The organism is Streptomyces desertarenae (genome assembly GCF_042681365.1).
Taxonomy (GTDB): domain Bacteria; phylum Actinomycetota; class Actinomycetes; order Streptomycetales; family Streptomycetaceae; genus Streptomyces; species Streptomyces desertarenae.
The window spans coordinates 98,996-118,233 of sequence record NZ_JBHUFU010000012.1 but is presented as its reverse complement, the minus strand read 5'-3'; the positions used below and the strand labels follow the sequence as shown (position 1 = coordinate 118,233).

Below are 19,238 nucleotides of genomic sequence, written 5' to 3'. Positions count from 1 at the left end.
GACGGGGACGCGCCGGCGGAGGAGGCCGTGCGCGTCCGCGACCTGGTCAAGACCTACCCCGCCCGCCGCGGGCGGCGCGGCGCCCCCGCCACCCCGGCGGTACGGGCCAGCGACGGCGTCAGCCTGACCGTCCGGCGCGGTGAGGTCTTCGGGCTCCTCGGCCCCAACGGCGCCGGGAAGTCCACCCTGGTGCGGCAGCTCACCGGGCTGCTGCGGCCCGACTCCGGGCGGGTCGACGTCCTCGGCCACGACCTGGTGCGCCACCCCCGGCGCGCGGCCCGGCTGCTGTCCTACCTCGGGCAGGAGTCCACCGCGCTGGACGAACTGACCGTGGCGGTGGCCGCCGAGACCACCGGGCGGCTGCGCGGCCTGGACGCCGCCGCGGCCCGGCGCGAGCGCGACGCCGTCCTGGAGGAGCTGGGACTGGGCCCCCTGGCCGACCGCCCCCTCAAGCGGCTCTCCGGCGGCCAGCGGCGGCTGGCCTGCGTGGCGGCGGCCCTGGTGGGGGAGCGTCCCCTGCTGGTGCTGGACGAGCCGACCACCGGCATGGACCCGGTGGCGCGGCGCGCGGTGTGGGCCGCGGTCGACCGGCGGCGGGCCGAGCGCGGCGCCACCGTGGTCCTGGTGACCCACAACGTCCTCGAGGCCGAGCTGGTGCTGGACCGGGTGGCGGTGATGGACCGCGGCCGGGCCATCGCCTGCGACACCCCCGCCGGACTGAAGGCCGCGGTCGGCGAGGACGTGCGGCTGGAGCTGGTGTGGCGCGACCGGGCCCCGACGGAGGTCCCCGAGGTCGCCGCCCTGCGCCGGTCCGCGGCGACCTCGGGACGCCGCTGGACGCTGCGGCTCTCCCCCCAGGAGGCGCGCGCCGCCGTCGCGGCCGTCACCGGCGGGCCCGCGTTCGCCGCCCTGGACGACTTCACACTCGCCACGCCGACCCTGGAGGACGTCTACCTGGCGCTCGGCGGACACACGGAAGGTCTGGTGAAGGCGTGAGCACCGCCACGGCGGGAGCCCGGAAGGCGGAAGGCCCCGGAGGGGCCGGGGAGTCCGCAGGGGCCCGGAACGGCAGGAGCGGCGGGTCCGGCACCGGGGAGCGGTCCGGCGGCGCCGCGGCGGCGCCACTGGCCCCGGGCGCCGCCCTGTGGCCCTCCCTGGCCGCCGTCTACCGGGCGCAGCTGTCCCGGGCGCGGGTGGCCCGCATCCCGCTGCTGTTCGTGGCGACCTTCCAGTCGATCGGGATCATGGTCCTGATGCGCGGGGTCGTGGACGGCGGGCCCGGCGACGAGGCACGGGCGGTGGTGGCCGGCTCCAGCGTGCTGGTGGTCGCCTTCGTCGCGCTCAACCTCCTCGCCCAGTACTTCGGGCAGCTGCGCGCCTCCGGCGGCCTGGACCACTACGCCACCCTGCCGGTACCGCCCGCCGCGGTGGTCCTGGGGGCGGCCGCCGCCTACGCCTCCTTCACGGTGCCCGGAGTGGCGGTCACCGCCGTGGCCGGCTCGCTGCTGTACGGACTGCCGATGGGCGGGCTGTGGGTGCTGGCGGCCGTGGTGCCGCTGGCCGGCGCCGCCCTCGCCGGGCTCGGCGCGGCCCTCGGGCTGCTGGCGCCCCGCCAGGAGCTCGCCACCCTCTGCGGGCAGCTGGGCATGTCGGCCGCGCTGCTGCTGGGCGTGCTCCCGGGCGGCGCCCTGCCCGGGCCGGTGCGGCTGCTGCGGGACCTGCTGCCCTCGACGTACGGCGTGGAGGCCCTGGCCGCCGCGCTGGGGCCAGAACCGCCGTGGGGCTCGGTCGCCGTCGACCTCGGGGTGTGCGCCGCCGTCGGGGCCGCCGCGCTGGCCGCCGCCACCTGGGCGTACCGCCGGGCCGCCGTCCGCTGACGGAACCGGGCCGGGCGGGACACCGGCCGGGCCCCCCGCCCGGCCCGGAGCCGGACCTGGCACGATGGCAGCGTGACCGCACCGACGCCTTCCTCCCCGCACGACGGCCCGTCGCGGCCGGACAGCCCCTTCGACCCGTGGGGGACGCCCCCCGGCGGCGGGGACGGCAAGGCGGCGGAGGCCGCCGGACGGGCCGAGGTCGCGCGCGAGGCGGCCGACGCCCTGCGGGTGGCGGCGGTCCTGACGGCCGCCGGAGTGGTGCTGGGACTGCTGTGGCTCTGGCTCGCCCCCCGGGTGCCGGTCGTCTCCGACGGCACGGCCGTCTACCTGAGGAACTCCGAGGGCGAGGAGGCCGCCGGCGCCGACGGCACCTTCGTGCTGCTCGCCCTGGGCTTCGGCGCGCTGAGCGGTGCCGCCGTCTTCCTCGCCCGGCGCCGGGGCGGCGTCGGCGTGGCGATCGGCCTGGCGGCCGGCGCGGTGCTGGGCTCGGTGCTGGCCTGGCGGCTGGGCGTCTGGCTCGGCCCCGGACAGGACCTGGCCGCCCGCGCCGAGGAGGCGGGCGAGGGGGAGGTCTTCGACGGGCCGCTGGGGCTGCGGGCCAAGGGCGCGCTGCTGGTCTGGCCGTTCGCCGCGCTCGCGGCGCACCTGGCGCTCACCGGGATGTTCGGCCCCCGGGATCCCGCACCGGAGGAGGCCGCCCGGCCCGTCCACCCCGGCTGGGGGCCGGCACCGCGGGCCGGCGGGGAGGACGCCGGCAGGGCCTGAGCCCCGGCACCTCCCGCGGGACGCGGCCGGAAGCGCCCGGCGGCCGGCTAGTGCCGGGCGATCGGGGCGGTCACCGCACCGGTGAGCTTCACCAGGTCCGCGGGCGCCAGCTCGATCTCCAGGCCCCGGCGCCCGGCCGAGACGCAGATCGTCCCGTGCCGCTCGGCGGAGGCGTCCACCACCGTCGGCAGCGCCTTGCGCTGGCCCAGCGGTGAGATGCCGCCGCGCACGTACCCCGTGGTGCGCTCGGCGGCGGCCGGGTCCGCCATCGCGGCCCGCTTGCCGCCCACCGCCGCCGCCAGCGCCTTGAGGTCCAGCGACCCGGAGACGGGGACGACCGCGACGGTCAGCGCGCCGTCGACCTCGGCGACGAGCGTCTTGAAGACCTGCCCCGGGTCGACTCCGAGCGCCTCGGCGGCCTCCTCGCCGTAGGAGGGGGCCGCCGGATCGTGCTCGTAGGAGTGCAGGGTGAAGGGGATGCCCGCCTTCGCGGCGGCCACGGTCGCGGGGGTGCCGCCGGAGCCGGACTTCTGCTTCTTCCTGGCCACGCTCGTCCTGCCTCGTCCTGGTGGTGCCGACTGTGCCGTCCGCCCCGGCCCGCCGTGCTCGTTCGCGTCCGCCGGAGCCGGGCCGCGGTGCCGCCGGGGGCCGGTCAGTTGGGGCTGGTCGGCATCCGGGTGAGCTCCGCGGCCGGGACCGACGGGAGCCTACCGATCAGCGCCGTCTCGCGCCGCAGGATTTTCAGCTCCTCGGCCAGCCGGGTGGCGGTGTCCGGGGCCTGCAGGAGCCGCTGCTTGGTCGGGGTGTCCAGCACGGTCGCGGCCGCGACCAGGTACGACACCACCGACGGGTCGTCCGGCAGCTCCTGGACGCCGGCCAGGGTCCGCTCCCGGGCGCCGGCGAGCTGCTTCTGGTAGCCGCGGAAGGCGCGCAGCACCCCGGCGGCCAGGGCGCCCGCGCCCTCGCCGCCGTCCTCCGGCAGCTCCTCGACCTCGCCCACCAGGTACGGACCCGAGGTGTCGACGGACAGCAGCCGGAAGCGGGTGGTGCCGGTGGCGAGCACCTCGTAGCCGTCGCCCTTCCCGGGGCCGTCGTCCCCGTCGTCCCCGTCGCTGCCGTCCCCGCCGGAGCGCTCGCGGATGGACGAGGCGTCGGCGACGCAGCCCACCGAGTGGAAGGCCCGCATCGGATCCGGGCCGAAGCCCGCCGTCGGCCCCACCGCGGAGGGCCCCGTGGGATCGGGCATGCCGACGGCGGTGGGCGCCACCTCGCGGCCGTCCCGGATGGCGACCACCCCGAAGCGGCGGGGCGCGTCCTCCGGGATCTTCAGCAGGTCGCGCACCAGCGCCCGGTAGCGCTGCTCGAAGACGTTCAGCGGCAGTACCAGCCCCGGGAACAGCACGGTGTTGAGGGGGAAGATCGGTAGGCGCGTGATGCTCACACCCGGCAGCCTAAGGCCATCGGCCGTGCCGGCGCGGGCCGGTCGCCCCCTTCGCCGCCGCGGACTCCGCCCGGCTGCGCCGCACCACCTCCCCGCGGCGGGGGGCTTGGGCGGGGGCGCGGCGTGCGGGGACGGGGACACGGCTCCACTGCCGCCTCACAGCCGTCTCACTGCCGCCGCAGCAGCCTGGTGGCACCCGCGGCGACCGTGGTGGCCAGCACCCAGCCGAGCAGGATCAGCGCCGTGGCCGCCCACTGGTGGGCCCCCGCGGGTTTCCAGTGGGTGTCCTGGCCCAGGTCGATCACCGGCAGCAGCAGGTCCAGGACGTACAGCGCCGCGTTCCAGTGCGGCGACTCGCCGGGCTTGAGCGGATCCGGCGGGTTCCGGGCGAAGGACAGCGTGCCCGAGGCCCACAGCACCGCCATCCACAGGGCGGCCTGGCCGGGCCGGTAGCCGTAGGCGACCGTCCAGTCCTGCAGGTATCCCCAGAGCTTGGCGGCCGGCGGGAGCGTCTCGCGGCGGCGGCGCTGCTTGGCCAGCAGGACGGCCCGTGCGTCCGCGTCCTCCCCGCTGCTGCGCATCACCGCCGCCAACTGCTCGTACGGCTCCGGTGCGTACTCCGGCGTCGCCGTCGCCAGCCACTCCAGGCGCTGGGCGAGGCTGAACGGCCCGCGGGGAATGAGGTTCTGGTAGGTGAACCCCGCCATCCACAGGCCCTCGCCCACCGGCCAGCTCTCCACCCGGTCGACCAGGTTGTCCACCGTCGCCCCCGCCAGCACCACCCGGCCGCCGGCCGGCCGCTCGGGCGTGAAGCACAGCTCCGGCGTCTGGATGCGGCGCAGCGACACCTCCTGGTCGCGCTCCAGCACGAACCGGGCCCCGTCCAGCACCAGGGAGTCGCCGAACCTGCCGTCGTCCAGCTTCATCCCGCCCGTGCACTCGAACCGCTTGCTCCGCCGCGCCATGTGGCTGTGCTCGTCCGGCGGCGGCCAGGCGGTGCCGTCCGGCGGGGTGGTGCCGTGCACGACCGGCAGCTCGCGCGGCCCGGAGGAGGCGAAGTGCGCGAAGTGCTCCACGGTCATCTGCGGGGCGTACAGCGCGTACTGCCCGTTGTGGTTGCGCAGGACGCTGCCGTACATGAACAGCGAGCCGCCTATCTCCGCGCCGCGCAGGCTCACCTCGCCGGTCGCCAGCACCAGACTGGCCTGGAGGTCCTGCGCGATCTGGATGCCGTCGGCCGAGAACGACCGGGGCCGGCGTCCGCTGCCGACCGTCATCTCGTTCAACATCAGGTCCGTGCCGATGGAGGCGTCCGTCAGCCGCACGCCCCCGGGGATGGTGCAGCGCGGCAGGTGGAGATCGCCCTCGGTGCTCATCCGGGCGGCCTCCAGCCGGGGTATGTGGCAGTCGACCATCCGGGCCGTGATCATCCGGCACTCGTGCAGCAGCACCTCCTGCTCGAAGCGGCACTGCCGGAACTCGAAGTACGGCTCCACCGTCCCGCCGGACAGGTCCAGCCGCCCGGCGATGTAGGCGCCGGTCAGCTGCAGGGACGCGACACGCCCGAGCAGCGGCGGCGGGCCGTGCAGCAGGAGCAGGGCGATCACCCGGGCCCGCACCGTGCGGTGCGGGCCCCACTCGTGCTCCCCGTTGGGGTCGTCCAGCTCCGGCTCGCCCGAGCGCAGGTCGTGCTCGCTGCCGTTGCGGAACGCCTGCCACATGCCCCACTCCGCGGTGGTCAGCCGCAGTCCCGGGGGCGGGTCCCCGTTCTCCATGGGTTCGCTCACGACTCGTTCCCCCAAGTCACAGATGCCTCTGTGTGATGACTCCGACGCTACCGGTCACCACTGACAGCAGGATGCCCCCTGCGGTCGCTTCCGTATCACGCACCGATACGCGGGGGCGGGCACGCGATCGCGTCTGAGACACTGGGACACGTGCTTCGATCCGTATCCATGACCCGACTCGACCTGCGCGGCCGCGACCTCGCCGCCGCCGGAGTCGACAGGGACCTGCTGCCCCGAGCCGAACTGGACGTCGAGGCCGCCCTGGAGAAGGTGCGGCCGATCTGCGACGCCGTGCACCATCGCGGCACCGCGGCGGTGATCGAGTACAACGAGCGCTTCGACGGCGTGCGGACCGACCGGGTGCGGGTCCCGGCCGAGGCGCTGGAGAAGGCCCTGGCGGATCTGGAGCCGGCGGTGCGCGCGGCGCTGGAGGAGTCCATCCGCCGCGCCCGGATCGTCCACCGCGACCAGCGGCGCACCGACTCCACCGTCCGCGTCGTGCCCGGCGGCACCGTCACCGAGCGCTGGGTGCCGGTGGAGCGGGTGGGCCTGTACGTGCCCGGCGGGCGGGCGGTCTACCCGTCGTCCGTGGTGATGAACGTGGTGCCCGCGCAGGAGGCCGAGGTCGGCTCGCTGGCCGTCGCCTCGCCCCCGCAGAAGGAGTTCGGCGGACTGCCGCACCCCACGATCCTGGCCGCCTGCGCCCTGCTGGGCGTGGACGAGGTGTACGCCGCCGGCGGCGCCCAGGCCATCGCCATGTTCGCCTACGGCACCGAGGAGTGCGCCCCCGTCCAGCTGGTCACCGGCCCCGGCAACATCTGGGTCGCCGCCGCCAAGCGCCTGCTCAAGGGCCGCATCGGCATCGACTCCGAGGCCGGTCCCACCGAGATCGCGATCCTCGCCGACGACACCGCCGACGCCCGGCACGTCGCCGCCGACCTGATCAGCCAGGCCGAGCACGACACCCTGGCCGCGGCCGTCCTGGTCACCCCCTCCGAGGCACTGGCCGACGCGGTCGACGCCGAGCTGACCTCCCAGCTGGCCTCGACCAAGCACCAGGAGCGCATCGCCGAGGCGCTGGCCGGACGGCAGTCCGGCACCATCCTGGTGGACGACCTGGACCAGGGCCTGGCCGTGGTGGACGCCTACGCCGCCGAGCACCTGGAGATCCAGACCGAGGACGCCGCCGGGGTCGCCGCCCGGGTCCGCAACGCCGGAGCGGTCTTCGTCGGCCCCTGGGCCCCCGTCTCCCTCGGCGACTACTGCGCCGGCTCCAACCACGTGCTGCCCACCGGCGGCTGCGCCTGCCACTCCTCCGGCCTGTCCGTGCAGTCGTTCCTGCGCGGCATCCACGTCGTGGACTACACCCGCGACGCCCTGGCCGACGTCGCCCACCACGTCGTCACCCTGGCGGAGGCCGAGGACCTGCCCGCACACGGGGCGGCCCTCAAGGCGAGGTTCGACTGGAAGGTGCCCGAGGGAAAGTGACCGGCATCGACGACCTGCCCATCCGGGACGAGCTGCGCGGCAAGTCCCCCTACGGGGCGCCGCAGCTCGACGTCCCCGTACGCCTGAACACCAACGAGAACCCCTACCCGCTGCCCGAGCCGCTGGTGGCCCGCATCGCCGAGCGCGTCGCCGAGGCCGCCCGGGGCCTCAACCGCTACCCCGACCGCGACGCCGTCGAGCTGCGCGCCGGGCTGGCCCGCTACCTGAGCCGCACCACCGGGTACGAGGTCACCGCGGAGAACGTCTGGGCCGCCAACGGCTCCAACGAGGTGCTCCAGCAGCTCCTCCAGGCGTTCGGCGGCCCCGGCCGCACCGCGATCGGCTTCGACCCCTCGTACTCGATGCACGCCCTGATCGCCCGCGGCACCGGCACCGGCTGGGTCTCCGGGCCGCGCACCGACGACTTCCGCATCGACGTGGCGGCGGCGCGGGCGGCCATCGCCGAGCACCGGCCGCACGTGGTCTTCGTCTGCTCGCCCAACAACCCCACCGGCACGGCCGTCGAGGCCGACATCGTGCTGGCCCTGTACGAGGCGGCGCAGGCGGCCCGGCCCTCGCTGGTCGTCGTCGACGAGGCGTACGGCGAGTTCAGCCACCGGCCCTCGCTGCTGCCCCTGATCGACGGCCGCCCGGGCCTGGTGGTCTCGCGGACCATGTCCAAGGCGTTCGGCGCCGCCGGACTGCGGCTGGGCTACCTGGCCGCCGCCCCGGCCGTCGTCGACGCCGTCCAGCTGGTGCGCCTGCCGTACCACCTGTCCGCCGTCACCCAGGCCACCGCGCTCGCCGCGCTGGAACACACCGACACGCTGCTCGGTTACGTGGAGCAGCTGAAGACCGAACGGGACCGCCTGGTGACCGAGCTGCGCGCCATGGGCTGCGAGGTCACCGAGTCCGACGCCAACTTCGTGCAGTTCGGGCGCTTCGACGGCCCCGGCGGTGCCCATGCCGTGTGGCAGGCCCTGCTGGAGCGGGGCGTGCTGGTCCGGGACAACGGAGTACCGGGCCGGCTGCGGGTCACCGCGGGCACCCCGGCCGAGAACGACGCGTTCCTCGACGCGATGCGCGCAGTACTGAAGGAGAACGACAGATGAGCCGCGTGGGACGCGTGGAGCGCACCACCAAGGAGACCTCCGTCCTCGTCGAGATCGACCTCGACGGCACCGGGAAGGTCGACGTGTCGACCGGGGTCGGCTTCTACGACCACATGCTCGACCAGCTCGGCCGCCACGGGCTGTTCGACCTCACGGTCAAGACCGAGGGCGACCTGCACATCGACAGCCACCACACCATCGAGGACAGCTCGCTGGCGCTGGGCGCCGCCTTCCGGCAGGCCCTCGGCGACAAGCGCGGCATCGTCCGCTTCGCCAACGCCTCGGTGCCCCTGGACGAGTCCCTCGCCCAGGTGACCGTGGACCTGTCGGGCCGCCCGTACCTGGTGCACACCGAGCCGGAGAACATGGCGCCGATGATCGGCGCCTACGACACCACCATGACCCGGCACATCCTGGAGTCGTTCGTGGCCCAGGCCCAGATCGCGCTGCACGTCCACGTGCCCTACGGGCGCAACGCGCACCACATCGTGGAGTGCCAGTTCAAGGCGCTCGCCCGGGCCCTGCGCTACGCCAGCGAGATCGACCCGCGCCAGACGGGCATCCCCTCCACCAAGGGTGCGCTGTGAACGGTGTCTCGACCCTGTTGATCTTCGTGGGGCTCTTCCTCCTCGGCGGCGCGGTCTCCTTCTGGAAGCAGGGGATGCCCAGGGGCGTCATCACGCTGCTCGGCGTCGGGGCGTTCCTGGCGCTGCTCGCCGGAGTCCTGCGCCTGGAGGTGTGGTCATGACGGAGAGGAAGAAGGTCGTCGTCTTCGACTACGGCTTCGGCAACGTGCGCTCCGCCGAGCGCGCCCTGGCCCGGGCCGGCGCGGACGTGGAGATCACCCGCGACTACGGCGCGGCCATGGACGCCGACGGCCTGCTCGTCCCCGGCGTCGGTGCCTTCGCCGCCTGCATGAAGGGGCTGCGCGAGGCCCGCGGCGACTGGGTCGTCGAGCGCCGGCTGGCCGGCGGCCGCCCGGTGATGGGCATCTGCGTCGGCATGCAGATCCTCTTCGGCCGGGGCATCGAGCACGGGGTGGAGGCCGAGGGGCTGGCCGAGTGGCCCGGCACCGTCGGGCCGCTCACGGCGGACGTCGTGCCGCACATGGGCTGGAACACCGTCGAGGCACCCGGCGACTCGAAGCTGTTCGCGGGGCTGCCCGCCGACGCCCGCTACTACTTCGTGCACTCCTACGCCGTGCACGAGTGGGAGCTGGAGGCCACCAACCCCGCCATGCCCGCTCCCAAGGTCACCTGGGCCACCCACGGCGGGCGTTTCGTCGCCGCCGTGGAGAACGGCCCCCTGTGGGCCACCCAGTTCCACCCGGAGAAGTCCGGCGACGCCGGCGCGCAACTGCTGGCCAACTGGATCGGCACCCTCTAGCCGGCCCGGTCCGGGTCCGGAGCACCGGCCGCCGGCCGGACACCGGACCCGGGCGCCCCGGACACCGCCCCCGACCCCCGCCCCCCAGTACCGAGGACCGCCACCCGATGAGCACCCACCGCCTCGAACTCCTCCCCGCCGTCGACGTCCGCGACGGGCAGGCCGTCCGCCTCGTCCACGGCGAGTCCGGCACCGAGACCTCCTACGGCGACCCACTGGACGCCGCCCTGGCCTGGCAGCGGGCAGGGGCCGAGTGGCTGCACCTGGTGGACCTGGACGCCGCCTTCGGCACCGGCGACAACCGCGAGCGGATCACCGAGGTCGTCCGCGCCATGGAGATCAAGGTCGAGCTCTCCGGCGGCATCCGCGACGACGCCTCGCTGGCCGCCGCCCTGGCCACCGGCTGCACCCGCGTCAACCTGGGCACCGCCGCCCTGGAGAGCCCCGAGTGGGTCGCCAAGGCCATCGCCGAGCACGGCGACAGGATCGCCGTCGGCCTGGACGTCCGCGGCACCACCCTGCGCGGCCGCGGCTGGACCCGCGACGGCGGCGACCTCTACGAGACGCTCGAGCGCCTGAACTCCGAGGGCTGCGCCCGCTACGTCGTCACCGACATCGCCAAGGACGGCACCCTGCAGGGGCCCAACCTGGAGCTGCTGAGGAACGTCTGCGCCGCCACCGACCGCCCGGTCGTCGCCTCCGGGGGCGTCTCCTCCCTGGACGACCTGCGCGCCATCGCCTCCCTGGTGCCCGAGGGCGTCGAGGGCGCCATCGTGGGCAAGGCCCTCTACGCCAAGGCCTTCACCCTGGAGGAGGCCCTGGAGGCCGTGTCCCGATGACGGATCCGGTGGGGGGAGGGCGCGCGCCGGTCGAGCGGGTCCGGTCCGACAGCCCGTGGGAGGAGACCATCGGCTTCTCGCGGGCCGTCGCGGCCGGCGACCGGGTCGTCGTCGCCGGCACGATGCCGCTGGTCGGCGGCGTCGTGCAGGGCGAGGGGGATCCGTACGTCCAGGCCAGGACGGCCTTCGGCAACGCGCTGGCCGCGCTGGAGCCGTTCGGGCTGGACGTCTCCTCGGTCGTGCGCACCCGCATGTACGTGACCCACGCGCGCGACGTGGAGGAGGTGGGACGGGCCCACCGCGAGGTCTTCGGGTCCGTGCGCCCCGTCGCCACGCTCGTCGTCGTCTCCGGCTTCGTCGACTCGCGCGTGCTGGTCGAGGTCGAGATCGAAGCCTTCCGCACCACGAAGGAGCGCCCCTAAGTGTCCCTGGCCGTACGAGTCATCCCCTGCCTGGACGTGGACGGCGGCCGGGTCGTCAAGGGGGTCAACTTCCAGAACCTGCGCGACGCCGGCGACCCGGTCGAGATGGCCAAGGTGTACGACGCCGAGGGTGCCGACGAGCTGACCTTCCTCGACATCACCGCCTCCTCCGGGAACCGCGAGACCACCTACGACGTGGTGCGCCGCACCGCCGAGCAGGTCTTCATCCCGCTGACCGTCGGCGGCGGCGTGCGCACCGCCGAGGACGTGGACCGGCTGCTGCGCGCCGGCGCCGACAAGGTGGGCGTCAACACCGCGGCCATCGCCCGTCCGGAGCTGATCCGGGAGGTCTCCGAGCGCTTCGGCAGCCAGGTGCTGGTGCTGTCGGTGGACGCCCGCCGCTGCCCGGAGGGCACGGTGACGCCGTCCGGCTTCGAGGTCACCACCCACGGCGGCCGCCGCGGCACGGGCATCGACGCGGTGGAGTGGGCGCACCGGGCCGCCGAACTGGGCGCCGGGGAGATCCTGCTGAACTCCATGGACGCCGACGGGACCAAGGACGGCTACGACCTCGCCATGATCGGGGCCGTCCGCAAGCACGTCACCATCCCGGTGATCGCCTCCGGGGGCGCGGGGCGGACGTCCGACTTCCCCCCGGCGGTGGCGGCGGGCGCCGACGCGGTGCTGGCCGCGAGCGTCTTCCACTTCGGGGACCTGCGCATCGGCCAGGTCAAGGAGGCCCTGCGGGAGGCCGGCCACCCGGTGCGCTGACGCCCCGGCGCAGGGCGGACGCCGCCCGCGGCGCCGCCGGGACGGGTCCGGCCGCCGTCCCGCCGGCGCCGCCTCGGGCGGTGTCCGCCCGCCTCCCGCGGGGCGGTGTCACACGGGCACGCTCAGACCGTGCGCCCAGTCGACCAGCGCCGCGTACCGTTCCTCCAGGGGCCCTTCGCGGCCGTCGGGGGCATCGGGGGCGGGGCCGCCGAAGAAGAACGACAGTTCGGGCACCGGCCCCCGGACGCCGGCCCGGTCGGCCAGCGCCATCAGCCGGGCCAGGTCCAGGACCAGGGGGGCGGTCAGGGCGGACTCGCAGCCCTGCAGGCTGAACCGCAGGGCCATCCGGGCGCCCAGGAACCCCTCGAAGCTCACCTGCTCCCGGGCGGTCCGCCGCCCGCCGCGGACCCGGCCGCCGGACCAGGAGCGCACGTCCAGGGCCCGGTGGGCCAGCACCGGGTCCAGCGCCGACCTCAGCAGCGCCCCGCCGCTTCCGCCCTCGCCGCCCGCGTACGGCAGGCCCCGCTCGACGGCCAGTTCGGCCAGGACCGGCAGTTCCCCGCCGGGGGGCGGGGCGAGGTCCACGTAGGAGCAGTCGGCCCGCAGCGCGGCGCAGGCGTACAGGGCGCCGTCGGGCAGGACCCGTTCCCCGGCGGCCAGGGCCTGCCGCAGCGCGGACAGCGAGGCGTGGGCGGGGCGTGGCGGGACGGCGGGGCCCGGCGGGGCGACGTTGACCACGACGACGCGCTCCAGGGCCAGCCGCCGCCGGAACGAGAGGATGTCGTCGGTCAGGCGGCGGATCGCCTCCTCCTGGCCGGGCGGCCGCCCGCTGCGGCCGCCGGGCCCGGGGCCGGTGCCGGCGACGCCGGGGCGCACCTCCTCCTCGGCCGCCAGCAGGCCGTCGCGCACCAGCCGGGGCAGACCGGGCGGCATGACGCCTTCGTCGGCGAGCCGCTCGGCGCGCTCCAGCAGCCCGGTCGGTGCGATGTCGTGCCCGCCGAAGACCAACTCGTCGAAGCGGGGCAGCTCCAGCGAGGAGAACTCGCGCCGCGCCGTGACGCATCCGGTGGGCGGTACCAGCCCCGCGCACAGCGCCGCCGTGCCGGCGATCGTGGTGACCCCCACCGAGCCGCGGGCCCCCACCAGCCACACGCCGACGGCGCCCTGGCCGCCGTATGCACCCCACGCCGTCACGACGCCCCCTTCCCCCACCGGTCGCCCGGCAGCGGGGCGTTGCGGTTGCCACCGGTGGAAAAGGGCGGGGAAAAGGCGCCGGACGACGTTCCGGCGAGTGGTGGGGCAAAGGCGCGGGAGTTCCGCGCCGGGCCGGCGGTGCCTCCGGTTTCCCCGCCGGGGCGGCCCGCTATTCGAAGGGGGCGTCCGGGGGGTGCGGCCGGGGCGGCTTCCGCCGCCGATCCCGGGGGTGCCGGGGGTGTCCGTGGAATATTTCGTCGTTCGGCCTCGCGCGCCATGGGATTTCCCTTCGGGAGGGGCGGGGCGGAGAGCGGCTGTCGCTGGACGGGCGCCGGAATCCGTCGCCCGGACGGGCGCCGGATCACTCCGGACCCCCTCAACGTAGGAGGCCGGATGTCCCGGTTTCGTGGGAGCGGAGTCCCGGAAAGTCCCGGCCAGGACGGTGAAGGGCCGGGTGAGGGCGAGGTGAAAAGGACGGGCGGGTGGCGGCCGTGCCGCATCAATACCCATCATTTTTCGCCACTTTCCCTACCTCCCGACCACCCGTCACATGCCGCTGTCACGCGGGGACCCAGTGTGACGGCGGTGGGAAATGACTGATCGGCGCCGCTCGCCGGTGGCCGAATACATCCCTCCGGAAACAGGAGCAACTGTATTAATGTTCGAGACTCAGAGGAATTGGGGGGACTTTCATGGCGACGCCGGGGAGCCGTGCGACCGGACGGCTCGTACGCCGGGAAGCGCGGTCGGGGGACGGAACGCCGGATCGACGGACGGTCCGGAAAGCGCTTGAACCGAAAACGAGACCGCCCTCCCGCGCCCTCTCCGAAACGGCGCGGATGCGGCCGGAGGCGACCGGAAAACACGGCGCTCCGTTCTTCCGCCGGGGAGCGGGGGTTTTCTTGTGCGAAGGGAACGCCGGAGCGTGCCGCCCCGGCCGGCCCCCGTCCGGCGGCCGGCGCCCCGCCGGGAGGGCCGCGGCCGCACCGGCGGGGCGGAGGCGCTCGTGACGATCAGGGTCTTCCTCGTCGACGACCACCCCATGTTCCGGGCCGGGACGCGGCACGCGGTGGAGAGCGTGGACGACATGGACGTCGTGGGAGAGGCCGCCACGGGGGAGGAGGCCGTGCGGACGCTGCGCGGGGGAGCGGTGGCCGCGGACGTGGTCCTGATGGACCTCGGGCTGCCCGACTGCCCCGGCACCGAGGCCACCCGGCGGATCACCGCTCCGCCGGAGGGCGCCGCGGGGGCCGTCTGCGCCCCGCCCCGGGTGCTGATGGTCTCGGCCCGGGAGGAGGACGACGCGGTGATATCGGCGCTCCGCGCCGGGGCCCGCGGCTACGTCGCCAAGGGGGCACCCCGCGAGGAGCTGCTGAGGGCGGTGCGCACGGTCGCGGACGGCGGGGCGGTGTTCAGCCCGTTCGTCGCCGACCGGCTGGGCGACTACTTCTCGGCCGTCCACGACATGCCCGGCCGGGCCGCCTTCCCGCAGCTCACCAACCGGGAGCGTCAGGTGCTCGACCTGCTGGCCCGCGGCTACGGCAACCGCCGCATAGCGCGGGAGCTGGTCCTGTCCGACAAGACGGTCCGCAACCACATCTCCCACATCTTCGCCAAGCTCCAGGTGACCGACCGGATGGCGGCCGCCGCCCGGGCGCGGGAGGCGGGGCTGGGGAGCTGACGGCGGCGGCCGCCGGGAGGAGGGGGCAGGCCGGAGGGCCGGCGGCGGGCGGCCGCCGGCCCACCGGGCACCGCCTCACAGGCCCAGGTCGGCCTCGCGGACGCGCGCCACGGCCTTCTCGTCGCCCTCCAGCTCCACCCGCGCCGCGGCCTGACGGCCGGAGACGAAGACGAGCAGCTCGGCGGGTTCCCCTTCGACGGTGACGACCGGGGTGCCCTTGCGGGCCACCACCACCTGGCCGTTGGGGCGGCGCAGCACCAGGCCCACCGGGCAGCGGCGCCCGTACACGCGGGCCGAGGTCTCCAGCCGCCGCCAGAGCACGTCGGCGAAGACCGGGTCGATCGTGCGCGGCGTCCAGTCCTCGCGGGCGCGGCGCACGTCCTCGCCGTGCAGGAAGAACTCCACGGTGTTGGCGGCCTCGTCGACCTGCTTGAGGGCGAAGGGCGACACCCGCGGCGGTCCGGTGCGGATGAGCTGGAGCAGTTCCTCGTACGGTTTGGAGGCGAACTCCTGCTGCACGCGCTCCAGTCGGGGCTGGAGGGCCTTGACCAGTATCCCGCCGGCCGCGTCGGCGCGGCGTTCGCGCACCACGAGATGGGCGGCGAGGTCCCTGGTCCGCCACCCGTCGCACAGGGTGGGCGCCTCGGGTCCGCAACTCTCCAACAGATCGGCCAGCAGAAGGCGTTCGCGCCGGGCGTGGGTCGACATGCGGCCAGCCTACGGCCGTCCGGCGGCCCACGCCACGCGCCACGCACCGCCTCCGGTCAGCCCGGCAGCGGCGCCCCCAGCTCCGTCCCGTCCTGCCGGTTGCTGAGCGTCAGGGAGCAGGAGACCTGGTCCTTGCCGTTGAACCGGTACGTCGTCAGCGTCGGGTAGAGCACGTAGGAGTAGTACGTCCTGCCGTCCGTGATCCGCTTCATCCGCTTCTCCGCGTCCTGCCGGCACATCTCCAGCACCTCGTCCTGGAGCTCCTCGGTGGTGGCGAAGTCGCCGGTGAGCGTGCGGTTGGAGATCACCTCGGCGTCGTGCGGCCCGTCGCAGGACAGCTCCTCGACCTCGGTGACGTCACTGCTCAGGGACGGGTGGTCGAAGCAGGTGCCGGGCTCCAGCACCACGTACTCGATGGTCTCGTCCGGGTCCACCGACACGTCCGGGGACGCGTCGGGCGAGGGTATGTCCGGACTCGGCGGCCCGGTCGGCTCCCGGCTCTCCCCGGGGGACGCCTCGGGGGACTCCCCGGACCCGGGGGTGGCGCTGGGGGTGGAGCCCGGATCGGCCCGGTGCTCCCTCCCCTCGTCGCCGTCGGCCAGGAAGAGCACGCCGCCGACGATCAGACCGGCCACCAGCACCGCGGCGATGATGATCGCGGCGACCTTCCCACCGTTGCCCCCGCCGCCTCCGCCCGGCGGGGGAGGGTAGGGGCCGGGACCGCCGGGACCGTAGCCGCCGGGGCCGCCGTAACCGCCGGGGCCGCCGGGGCCGCCGGCGCCGGGGGCCCCGGCCGGACCGGGGTACCCGTAGCCGGGAGCCGGGCCGGGGTAGCCGTAACCGCCCGCGGGCGGGCCCGGCTGCTCGGGGGGACCGAAGCCCTGGGGCGGACCGAAACCGCCGCCGGGGCCGGGGTTGTGCGCGCCGTTCGGCGGCGGTGGATAACTCATGGCGAAAGGATGCCGCACCGCACCGACACGCGGTGCGCCGGGTACGTCACAGCACTGACACAGCCGGGCAACCGCCGGCACCGCCTCCGGGCCGCCGGCGGGCGCCCGGCCGGCCCCGGCGGGCCGTCCGCCCCCCGGACGCCGTCGCGGCGCGCCCCGCGCCGGCGGCACAATGGCCCCATGCCCCGATCCCCACTCGATCCAGCCGTGGCCGCCCGCCTCAAGCGCACCCCCGACGGCCTGGTGCCCGCCGTCGCCCAGCAGTACGACACCGGAGAGGTGCTGATGCTGGGCTGGATGGACGACGAGGCGCTGCACCGCACCCTCACCACCGGCCGCTGCACCTACTGGAGCCGCAGCCGCCGCGAGTACTGGGTCAAGGGCGACACCTCCGGCCACGTCCAGCACGTGAAGTCCGTGGCGCTGGACTGCGACGGCGACACCGTCCTGGTCAAGGTCGACCAGGTGGGCGCCGCCTGCCACACCGGGGACCGCACCTGCTTCGACGCCGGGGAGATCCCGCTGGGCGGCCCCGCCGCGGACGCCGCGGGGCCCGGGGACGGCGCGGACGCCGCGGACGGCGGGCCCCGCGGGAACGGGGGCCCGGCGTGACCGCCCCGCACACCGCCGTGGACCTGGAGACCTTCCGCACCCTGGCCAAGGACCGCCGCGTCATCCCCGTCACCCGCCGCCTGCTGGCCGACGGCGACACCCCCATCGCGCTCTACCGCAAGCTCGCCGCCGAGCGCCCCGGCACCTTCCTGCTGGAGTCCGCCGAGAACGGGCGCACCTGGTCGCGCTACTCCTTCGTGGGCGTGCGCACCTCCGCCACGCTCACCGTGCGCGACGGGCAGGCCCACTGGCTGGGCACCCCGCCGGTCGGCGTCCCCGCCGACGGCGACCCCCTGGCGGCGCTGCGGGCCACCGTCGAGGCCCTGCACACCCCCCGCGACCTGCACCGCAGCGCCGACCTGCCGCCCTTCACCGGCGGCATGGTGGGCTACCTCGGCTACGACATCGTGCGGCGTCTGGAGCGCATCGGCGACAGCGCCCGCGACGACCTGGCGCTGCCCGAGCTGACCATGATGCTCACCTCCGACCTCGCGGTCCTCGACCACCGCGACGGCACGGTGCTGCTGATCGCCAACGCCATCAACCACAACGACCTCGACACCGGGGTGGACGAGGCGTACGCCGACGCGGTGCGGCGCCTGGACGCCATGACCGCCGACCTCGGCCGCCCCGCGCCCGCCGGCGCGGTCCCCCTGCCGCCGTCCGAGCTGCCCGAGTACACCGCCCTGTGGGGCGGGAGGGAGTACCGGGAGGCCGTGGAGGACGTCAAGGAGCGCATCCGCGCGGGCGAGGCGTTCCAGGTGGTGCCCTCGCAGCGGTTCGAGGCGCCCTGCCCGGCGGGCGCGCTGGACGTCTACCGGGTGCTGCGCGCCACCAACCCCAGCCCCTACATGTACCTGCTGCGCTTCGACGGCTTCGACGTCGTCGGCTCCAGCCCCGAGGCGCTGGTGAAGGTCGAGGACGGGCGCGCCATGATGCACCCCATCGCCGGCACCCGCCCGCGCGGCGCGACCCCGCAGGACGACGCCGTGCTCGCCGAGGAGCTGCTGGCCGACCCCAAGGAGCGCGCCGAGCACCTGATGCTCGTCGACCTGGGCCGCAACGACCTGGGCCGGGTCTGCGAACCCGGCAGCGTCGAGGTCGTGGACTTCATGTCGGTCGAGCGCTACAGCCACGTGATGCACATCGTCTCCACGGTGACCGGACGCCTGGCCGAGGGCCGCACCGCCTTCGACGCGCTGACCGCCTGCTTCCCGGCCGGCACGCTCTCGGGCGCCCCCAAGCCCCGCGCGATGCAGATCATCGAGGAGCTGGAGCCCACCCGGCGCGGCCTGTACGGCGGCTGCATCGGCTACCTGGACTTCGCCGGGGACGCCGACACCGCCATCGCCATCCGCACCGCGCTGCTGCGCGACGGAACGGCCTACGTCCAGGCGGGCGCCGGGGTCGTGGCCGACTCCGACCCCGCGGCGGAGGACGCCGAGTGCCGCAACAAGGCGGCGGCGGTGCTCAGGGCGGTGCGCACCGCCGGACACCTCGGGGGTAGCGTGGAAGGGTGACTTCCGCGACCCCCGCCACCCCCGGCCCGGACGCCCCCGCAGAGGGCGCCGCAGACGGCGCCGCGGCCCACCGGCGCGCCCTGGCCGCGGCCCTGGCCGCGGGCGCGCTCGGCGCCGCCACCGTCCTGGTGGCCTCCGGACGGGTCTGGGGCGAGGCGACCGCCGTCCTGCCCCAGGGGGAGCTCCCGGTGCAGGCCACGGGCGGCGAGGTGACCGGGGTGCCCAGCGCGCTGGCGCTGGTCGGCCTGGCCGCGCTGGTCGCCGTCTTCGCCGTCCGCCGGGCCGGCCGCACGCTCGTGGCCGCCCTGCTGTCGCTGTGCGGCGCCGGCGCCGCCCTCGCGGCGCTGCTGGGCGCGGGCGACCGGGGCGCGCTGGAGGCGGAGGCGTCCAGGGCCAGCGGTCTGGCGCGGGGAACGGTCGAGGGCGTCTCCTACGGCGTGTGGCCCTACGCGGCCGCGTTCGGCGGGCTGCTGCTGCTGGCGGCCGGGCTGCTGGCGCTGCGTCACGGCCGCCACTGGCCCGCGATGTCGGGCCGCCACGAGCGCGCGGGCGCCTCCCGGAGCGCGGGTCCGCGGGGTTCCGCCGCCGACCCGGAACGCCCCGAGGAACTGTGGAGGGCCCTGGACCGGGGCGAGGACCCCACCACCGGCAGAACCGGAAAACGTCCCTGACACAATGGCCGCTG

Annotated in this window: 21 protein-coding genes; 15 read left to right on the top strand and 6 right to left on the bottom strand. The window is 75.5% G+C overall.

From position 1 onward, the window contains the following. Nucleotides 1–27 precede the first annotated feature (27 nt). The 3 genes from ACFSJS_RS20315 (at nt 28) to ACFSJS_RS20305 (ending at nt 2,642) form a co-directional block, all read left to right on the top strand. The gene (locus tag ACFSJS_RS20315) at nt 28–996 is read left to right on the top strand and encodes an ABC transporter ATP-binding protein (RefSeq protein ID WP_380902592.1); all 969 of its coding nucleotides are present in this window, start codon (nt 28–30) and stop codon (nt 994–996) included. Continuing rightward, nucleotides 993–1,877 carry an ABC transporter permease gene (locus ACFSJS_RS20310; protein ID WP_380902424.1) on the top strand — a complete coding sequence of 295 codons (885 nt, stop codon included), beginning with the start codon at nt 993–995 and terminating at the stop codon, nt 1,875–1,877. The genes ACFSJS_RS20315 and ACFSJS_RS20310 overlap by 4 nt, the downstream gene beginning before the upstream one ends. Nucleotides 1,878–1,949: 72 nt before the next feature. Continuing rightward, a complete protein-coding gene (locus ACFSJS_RS20305) occupies nt 1,950–2,642 on the top strand; it encodes an ABC transporter permease (protein WP_380902422.1) in 693 nt (230 codons plus the stop codon). Between the two features lie 47 nt (nt 2,643–2,689). Here the strand turns inward: ACFSJS_RS20305 and ybaK are convergent, their stop codons facing one another. The 3 genes from ybaK to ACFSJS_RS20290 form a co-directional block, all read right to left on the bottom strand. Next, nucleotides 2,690–3,190: a Cys-tRNA(Pro) deacylase gene (ybaK, locus tag ACFSJS_RS20300; RefSeq protein WP_380902420.1), complete on the bottom strand. Its 501-nt coding sequence runs from the start codon at nt 3,188–3,190 to the stop codon at nt 2,690–2,692. A 104-nt stretch (nt 3,191–3,294) separates the two neighbouring features. Continuing rightward, nucleotides 3,295–4,083: an LON peptidase substrate-binding domain-containing protein gene (locus ACFSJS_RS20295; RefSeq protein ID WP_380902418.1), complete on the bottom strand. Its 789-nt coding sequence runs from the start codon at nt 4,081–4,083 to the stop codon at nt 3,295–3,297. A 167-nt stretch (nt 4,084–4,250) separates the two neighbouring features. Then, on the bottom strand, nt 4,251–5,858 hold the full coding sequence (locus ACFSJS_RS20290; RefSeq protein WP_380902590.1) for an oxidoreductase: 1,608 nt from the start codon (nt 5,856–5,858) through the stop codon (nt 4,251–4,253). 180 nt (nt 5,859–6,038) lie between these two features. Between ACFSJS_RS20290 and hisD the strand changes: the two genes are divergently transcribed. The 8 genes from hisD (at nt 6,039) to hisF (ending at nt 11,888) form a co-directional block, all read left to right on the top strand. Further along, nucleotides 6,039–7,358, top strand: a complete 1,320-nt coding sequence (gene hisD / locus ACFSJS_RS20285; RefSeq protein ID WP_380902416.1) for a histidinol dehydrogenase — start codon at nt 6,039–6,041, stop codon at nt 7,356–7,358. Next, the gene (locus ACFSJS_RS20280; RefSeq protein WP_380902414.1) at nt 7,355–8,470 is read left to right on the top strand and encodes a histidinol-phosphate transaminase; all 1,116 of its coding nucleotides are present in this window, start codon (nt 7,355–7,357) and stop codon (nt 8,468–8,470) included. The genes hisD and ACFSJS_RS20280 overlap by 4 nt, the downstream gene beginning before the upstream one ends. After that, a complete protein-coding gene (gene hisB, locus ACFSJS_RS20275) occupies nt 8,467–9,057 on the top strand; it encodes an imidazoleglycerol-phosphate dehydratase HisB (RefSeq protein WP_380902412.1) in 591 nt (196 codons plus the stop codon). The genes ACFSJS_RS20280 and hisB overlap by 4 nt, the downstream gene beginning before the upstream one ends. Continuing rightward, on the top strand, nt 9,054–9,218 hold the full coding sequence (locus ACFSJS_RS20270; RefSeq protein WP_380902410.1) for a hypothetical protein: 165 nt from the start codon (nt 9,054–9,056) through the stop codon (nt 9,216–9,218). Before hisB ends, ACFSJS_RS20270 begins: the two co-directional genes overlap by 4 nt. Next, nucleotides 9,215–9,856 (top strand): imidazole glycerol phosphate synthase subunit HisH, encoded by a 642-nt coding sequence (hisH, locus tag ACFSJS_RS20265; RefSeq protein WP_380902408.1) that lies wholly within the window; start codon nt 9,215–9,217, stop codon nt 9,854–9,856. Before ACFSJS_RS20270 ends, hisH begins: the two co-directional genes overlap by 4 nt. 107 nt (nt 9,857–9,963) lie before the next feature. Continuing rightward, nucleotides 9,964–10,695 (top strand): bifunctional 1-(5-phosphoribosyl)-5-((5-phosphoribosylamino)methylideneamino)imidazole-4-carboxamide isomerase/phosphoribosylanthranilate isomerase PriA, encoded by a 732-nt coding sequence (gene priA / locus ACFSJS_RS20260; protein WP_380902406.1) that lies wholly within the window; start codon nt 9,964–9,966, stop codon nt 10,693–10,695. Further along, nucleotides 10,692–11,117, top strand: coding sequence for a RidA family protein (locus tag ACFSJS_RS20255; RefSeq protein WP_380902404.1), 426 nt, complete (start codon nt 10,692–10,694; stop codon nt 11,115–11,117). Before priA ends, ACFSJS_RS20255 begins: the two co-directional genes overlap by 4 nt. Further along, entirely contained in the window at nt 11,118–11,888 is a 771-nt protein-coding gene (hisF, locus tag ACFSJS_RS20250) for an imidazole glycerol phosphate synthase subunit HisF (protein ID WP_380902402.1), read from the top strand. A gap of 108 nt (nt 11,889–11,996) precedes the next feature. On the opposite strand, the gene ACFSJS_RS20245 is transcribed toward hisF, so the two are convergent. Further along, nucleotides 11,997–13,082, bottom strand: a complete 1,086-nt coding sequence (locus tag ACFSJS_RS20245; RefSeq protein WP_380902400.1) for an inositol-3-phosphate synthase — start codon at nt 13,080–13,082, stop codon at nt 11,997–11,999. 1,006 nt (nt 13,083–14,088) lie between these two features. Between ACFSJS_RS20245 and ACFSJS_RS20240 the strand changes: the two genes are divergently transcribed. Then, a complete protein-coding gene (locus ACFSJS_RS20240) occupies nt 14,089–14,763 on the top strand; it encodes a response regulator (RefSeq protein ID WP_380902398.1) in 675 nt (224 codons plus the stop codon). Nucleotides 14,764–14,838: 75 nt separating this feature from the next. Here ACFSJS_RS20240 and ACFSJS_RS20235 read toward each other — a convergent pair whose 3' ends face one another. Further along, on the bottom strand, nt 14,839–15,471 hold the full coding sequence (locus ACFSJS_RS20235) for a TIGR03085 family metal-binding protein (protein ID WP_380902396.1): 633 nt from the start codon (nt 15,469–15,471) through the stop codon (nt 14,839–14,841). Nucleotides 15,472–15,527: 56 nt separating this feature from the next. Next, nucleotides 15,528–16,421 (bottom strand): hypothetical protein, encoded by an 894-nt coding sequence (locus ACFSJS_RS20230; RefSeq protein WP_380902394.1) that lies wholly within the window; start codon nt 16,419–16,421, stop codon nt 15,528–15,530. 180 nt (nt 16,422–16,601) lie between these two features. Between ACFSJS_RS20230 and hisI the strand changes: the two genes are divergently transcribed. From hisI to ACFSJS_RS20215, 3 genes are read left to right on the top strand one after another with little or no spacing between them, the layout of a single operon-like run. Beyond that, nucleotides 16,602–17,033: a phosphoribosyl-AMP cyclohydrolase gene (gene hisI / locus ACFSJS_RS20225; RefSeq protein WP_380902392.1), complete on the top strand. Its 432-nt coding sequence runs from the start codon at nt 16,602–16,604 to the stop codon at nt 17,031–17,033. 17 nt (nt 17,034–17,050) lie between these two features. Next, entirely contained in the window at nt 17,051–18,553 is a 1,503-nt protein-coding gene (locus ACFSJS_RS20220; protein WP_380902588.1) for an anthranilate synthase component I, read from the top strand. After that, the gene (locus ACFSJS_RS20215; RefSeq protein ID WP_380902390.1) at nt 18,550–19,224 is read left to right on the top strand and encodes a TIGR02234 family membrane protein; all 675 of its coding nucleotides are present in this window, start codon (nt 18,550–18,552) and stop codon (nt 19,222–19,224) included. The genes ACFSJS_RS20220 and ACFSJS_RS20215 overlap by 4 nt, the downstream gene beginning before the upstream one ends. Nucleotides 19,225–19,238 lie beyond the last annotated feature (14 nt).

Bases quoted from the DNA above. Each gene is read 5' to 3' on its own strand.
- ACFSJS_RS20235 (WP_380902396.1), bottom strand. From the start codon at position 15,471: ATGTCGACCCACGCCCGGCGCGAACGCCTTCTGCTGGCCGATCTGTTG.
- ACFSJS_RS20290 (WP_380902590.1), bottom strand. From the start codon at position 5,858: ATGGAGAACGGGGACCCGCCCCCGGGACTGCGGCTGACCACCGCGGAG.
- hisH (WP_380902408.1), top strand. From the start codon at position 9,215: ATGACGGAGAGGAAGAAGGTCGTCGTCTTCGACTACGGCTTCGGCAAC.
- hisI (WP_380902392.1), top strand. From the start codon at position 16,602: ATGCCCCGATCCCCACTCGATCCAGCCGTGGCCGCCCGCCTCAAGCGC.
- hisB (WP_380902412.1), top strand. From the start codon at position 8,467: ATGAGCCGCGTGGGACGCGTGGAGCGCACCACCAAGGAGACCTCCGTC.
- hisD (WP_380902416.1), top strand. From the start codon at position 6,039: ATGACCCGACTCGACCTGCGCGGCCGCGACCTCGCCGCCGCCGGAGTC.
- ACFSJS_RS20255 (WP_380902404.1), top strand. From the start codon at position 10,692: ATGACGGATCCGGTGGGGGGAGGGCGCGCGCCGGTCGAGCGGGTCCGG.
- ACFSJS_RS20230 (WP_380902394.1), bottom strand. From the start codon at position 16,421: ATGAGTTATCCACCGCCGCCGAACGGCGCGCACAACCCCGGCCCCGGC.
- priA (WP_380902406.1), top strand. From the start codon at position 9,964: ATGAGCACCCACCGCCTCGAACTCCTCCCCGCCGTCGACGTCCGCGAC.